The following is a 4,241-nucleotide window of genomic DNA, read 5'->3' on the forward strand; positions in this document are numbered from 1 at the left end:
ACCCCCCACACCGAGTTTTTTTATCGTTGGGGGGTTTGGTTTTTTTTTATATGCCCCCGCCCGGGCCCCTCGGGGGCGCGGGGCGGCCGGGGGGCGGGTCGCGGGCCGCGGGGCCGCTTCCTCCGTCCCGCCCTCTCCCCGCTCCCCGCCCTACCAGCGGGGGATGGTGGACCGGTAGGTCGGGTGGATGGTGCGCATGTAACCGGTGTCGTCCCGGTTGCGCAGACCGCTCGTCAGGTACTGCTCGTGCAGGACCCCCAGGGCGTCGCGGTCGAGCGTGACACCGAGACCGGGGGCGGTGGGCACCTCGACCGAGCCGTCCTTGAACGCCAGCACACCGGGTTCGACGACGTCCTCGGTCTTCCACGGCCAGTGCGTGTCGCAGGCGTAGGTGAGGTTCGGGGTGGCCGCCGCGAGATGGGTCATCGCGGCGAGGCTGATGCCCAGATGCGAGTTCGAGTGCATGGAGAGCCCCATGCCGAAGGTGTCGCAGATCCCGGAGAGCAGCTTGGAACGGCGCAGTCCGCCCCAGTAGTGGTGGTCGGAGAGGATGACCTGGACGGCGTCCACCGCCACCGAGGGGTGGAGTTCGTCGAAGGCGACGACGCACATGTTGGTCGCCAGCGGCATCGACACCTCACGGGCGACGGCGGCCATGCCCTCGATGCCCGGCGTGGGGTCCTCCAGGTACTCCAGCACGCCGTCGAGCGCCTGGCCGACCTTGACGGACGTGTCCACCGTCCAGGCGGCGTTGGGGTCGAGCCGCAGCGGGTGGTCGGGGAACTCGGCGCGCAGCGCCTGTACGGCCTCGATCTCCTCCTCCGGCGGCAGGACGCCGCCCTTGAGCTTGATCGCGGTGAACCCGTATGCGTCGACCATGCGCCGGGCCTGGGCCACGATGCCCTCGGGGTCCAGCGCGGCGCCCCACTCGTCCGGCTCGGCGCCCGGGTGCGCGGCCCACTTGTAGAAGAGGTAGGCGCTGAAGGGGACGGCCGCGCGGACGGCGCCGCCGAGGAGGTCGGAGACGGGCCGGCCGCACGCCTGCCCCTGGATGTCGAGCAGCGCGACCTCGAACGGGGAGTACACCCGGTCGACGGTGCTGCTGGTGGTGACCATCCCGGTCAGCCCGGAGCCGCCGACGCCGCCGACCCTGGAGATGACCTCGCCCACGCGCCGGTGCAGCTCCTCGGTGGCGTAGACGTCGAGTCCGGTGATCCGCTCCGCCACGGCCTGGAGCCGTTCCAGATGCCTGGCGTCGGCGTAGGTCTCACCGAGTCCGGTGAGCCCGCCGTCGGTGCGCACCTCGACGATCGCGCGCAGGGCGTACGGCTCGTGGACGCCGACCGAGTTGAGCAGCGGCGGGTCGCGGAAGGCGACGGGGGTGATGGTGACGGCGGAGATCCGCAGCTTCTCTGCGCTCATCAGGCGGCTTTCCTTACCAGTTCGAGTCCTCGCTCCACGAGTGAGGAGAGTGTGTCGAGGTCTTCCCGCGTGGGGTCGGTCAGCGGTGCGCGGACCGATCCGACCTCCAGGCCGCGCAGGCGTACGCCGGCCTTGACCAAGGAGACCGCGTACCCCGGGACCTTGTCACGCAGGGCGACCAGGGGGTGGAAGAAACCGGAGAGGAGGGCGTCGGCCAGCTCCTGGTCGCCGGTGGTCACCGCGCGGTGGAAGGCGAGGGAGACCTCGGGGGCGAAGCAGAAGGCGGCGGAGGAGTACAGCGGAACGCCGATGGCCCGGTAGGCGGGGACGGTCGCCTCCGCGGTCGGGAGGCCGTTGAAGAACTGGAAGGGCTTGCCGCTGTCGCGCAGCGACTCACGGATGGCGACGACGGTACGGGCCAGGGTTTCGATGTCGCCCGCGCCGTCCTTGAAGCCGACGACCCCGTCGAGCGCGGCGACCTCCACGGCGGCGCTCGGGCTGAACCGGGCGTTGGCCCGGTTGTAGACGATGAGGGGGAGCCCGGCGGCCTCGGCGACGGTCCTCACGTACCGCACCAGCCCGTCCTGGTCCCCGCTCACCAGGTAAGGGGGCAGCAGGAGCAGCCCGTCGGCGCCGTTCTCGCGGGCCGCCTCGGCGAGGGCGATCGCGGTCGGCAGGGCGCCGCCGGTGCCCGCGTAGACGGGGACCGCGCCGTCCACGGCCTTGACCGCGGTGCGGACGACGTCGGTGTGTTCCCGCGGCGACAGGGCATGGAACTCCCCGGTGCCGCAGGCGGGGAAGACCCCGCCCGCGCCGGCGGTCACACCGGCCCGTACATGGGTCTCCAGGGCCTGTGGGTCGAGAGCGCCGTCGGATGCGAAGGGCGTGACCGGAAAGAACAGCACTCCGTCAAGCATAAGACTCCGTTCAGGTATATGACCGTGGTCCCGGTACATGTCTACGAGGCTGAACTTAGGTCGCCCCGGGACGGCCGTCAAGCGCTCCCGCCGCCTCCTTCCGCTTCCGACCTGGGCAGCAGCCACCAACTGGGCATCGGGGGTGACCTCGCGAGATTCCGCGGAGAAGTCATTGACCGGATGGGGGCGCGTACGTAACGTGTCCACACGCATGACAGAGGTTCACATACATATATGAGTGAGCCGGATGCCACCCCCGCTCGGGGCGCGGTGCGACCCCCCACGTCCGTGAGCGGAGCCCGGCCCTCGCGGTCGACGGCGCCTGTCCCGGAGACCTCTGTCGTGCCGTCACGCCTATCGAAGTGGGAGACAATGATGGTCCCGCAGCCCCTTGCGAAGAGTTCCGCGAGCGAGCCCGACGCCGAGAGCCGTGCGGTCGGCAAATTCCTGCGCCGCATGCTGCCCCTTCTGGTTCTGATGCTCCTGGTCAACCAGATGGACCGGACGAACGTCGGCTTCGTCCAGGACGAACTGAGGGCCGACGTCGGGGTGAGCGCCACCGCCTACGGCCTCGGCGCGGGCCTGTTCTTCATCGGGTACGCCCTCTTCGAAGTACCGAGCAACATGTTGATGGAGCGCTTCGGCGCCCGTGTCTGGCTGACCCGCATCATGATCACCTGGGGTCTGGTGATCCTGGCGATGTGTCTCATCCACAATGTGACGACGTTCTACATCCTGCGGTTCGTCCTGGGTGTCGCGGAGGCGGGCTTCTTCCCCGGGGTGCTGCTCTACTTCACCCAGTGGCTGCCCGACTCCAGCCGGGGCCGGGCCAGCGCGATCTTCCTGGGCGGCTCCGCCACGGCCTACATCGTGACCGGTCCGATCACCGGCGCGCTGCTGGAGCTGCACGGCGTGGGCGGCTTCGCCGGCTGGCGCTGGATGTTCGCGCTCGAAGGGACCTTCTCCATCCTGGTGGGCATCGTCGCCGGGTTCTTCCTCGTCTCCCGTATCTCCGAGGCGCGCTGGCTCACGCAGGAGGAGAAGGACGCGCTGAGCGCGGCGGTCGAGCGCGACCAGGAGGCCCGCAGCCGGGCGCCCAAGGTCTCGCGGCTGCGGCTGCTGATCCACCCCCAGGTCGCCCTGCTGACCGCGGTCTTCTTCGCGATGGCCCTCACCGGTTACGCGATCACCTTCTGGCTGCCGAGCCTGGTGGCGGAGATCGGCGGGCTCTCGCCCTTCCAGATCGGGCTGCTCTCCGCCATCCCGTGGATCTGCGCGGTGATCGCCATGTACACCATGAGCCACTTCACCGACCGCGCCCCGGACCGCCGGCCGTATCTCGCCATCGCGCTGATCCTGTCGGCGGCGGGCGCCTTCCTCGCCACCCTGGGCTCCCCGTGGTTCGGACTGGTCGCCATCACCCTGGCCGCGGTCGGCGGGAAGTGCGCGGCCACCCTGTTCTGGCCGATGGCGCAGTCCGGGCTCGATCTGAAGATCGCCGCGGCCGGACTCGCGGTGGTCAACTCGCTGGGCAATCTGGGCGGTTTCGTCTCCCCCACGCTCTTCGGCTATCTGAAGGACACCACCGGCAGCACCCACGGGGGGCTGTACGCGCTGGCGGTGGCGTCCGTCCTGGCGGCCCTGGGGGTCGGCTTCATGCGCCGGCCCGCCCGCCCGGAGTCCCCGTCCGGCGAAACGCCGGTCACCGAGCGGGCGGTGGCGACCGGCGATCCGCGATGAGCGGCGCGCGGGGGTGAGCGCCGTACCGCCGTAGCCGTACCGGAGAGATCCCCGATCATGACGGGCGCCCCCGCGCCGAGGCGTCCGGGGGGGGCGGCGGGCGGGGGGGGGGCGGGGCCTGGCCCCCCCGGGGTTAGCCCCCGAGGCGGGGGTGCCGACCGG

Annotated in this window: 3 protein-coding genes; 1 reads left to right on the top strand and 2 read right to left on the bottom strand. The window is 70.8% G+C overall.

Translation table 11 applies throughout. The annotated features are described in order from the left end of the window. Window positions 1-150: 150 nt before the first annotated feature. Entirely contained in the window at window positions 151-1,422 is a 1,272-nt protein-coding gene (locus ACFXPK_RS04870) for a glucarate dehydratase family protein (protein ID WP_384993201.1), read from the bottom strand. Further along, the gene (locus ACFXPK_RS04875) at window positions 1,422-2,339 is read right to left on the bottom strand and encodes a 5-dehydro-4-deoxyglucarate dehydratase (protein ID WP_385071680.1); all 918 of its coding nucleotides are present in this window, start codon (window positions 2,337-2,339) and stop codon (window positions 1,422-1,424) included. The genes ACFXPK_RS04870 and ACFXPK_RS04875 overlap by 1 nt, the downstream gene beginning before the upstream one ends. A gap of 375 nt (window positions 2,340-2,714) precedes the next feature. On the opposite strand from ACFXPK_RS04875, the gene ACFXPK_RS04880 reads away from it, so the two are divergent. Further along, entirely contained in the window at window positions 2,715-4,079 is a 1,365-nt protein-coding gene (locus ACFXPK_RS04880; protein ID WP_385071682.1) for an MFS transporter, read from the top strand. The last annotated feature ends 162 nt before the right edge of the window (window positions 4,080-4,241 follow it).

The sequence above is a fragment of the Streptomyces sp. NPDC059142 genome, from assembly GCF_042755665.1.
Lineage (GTDB): Bacteria > Actinomycetota > Actinomycetes > Streptomycetales > Streptomycetaceae > Streptomyces.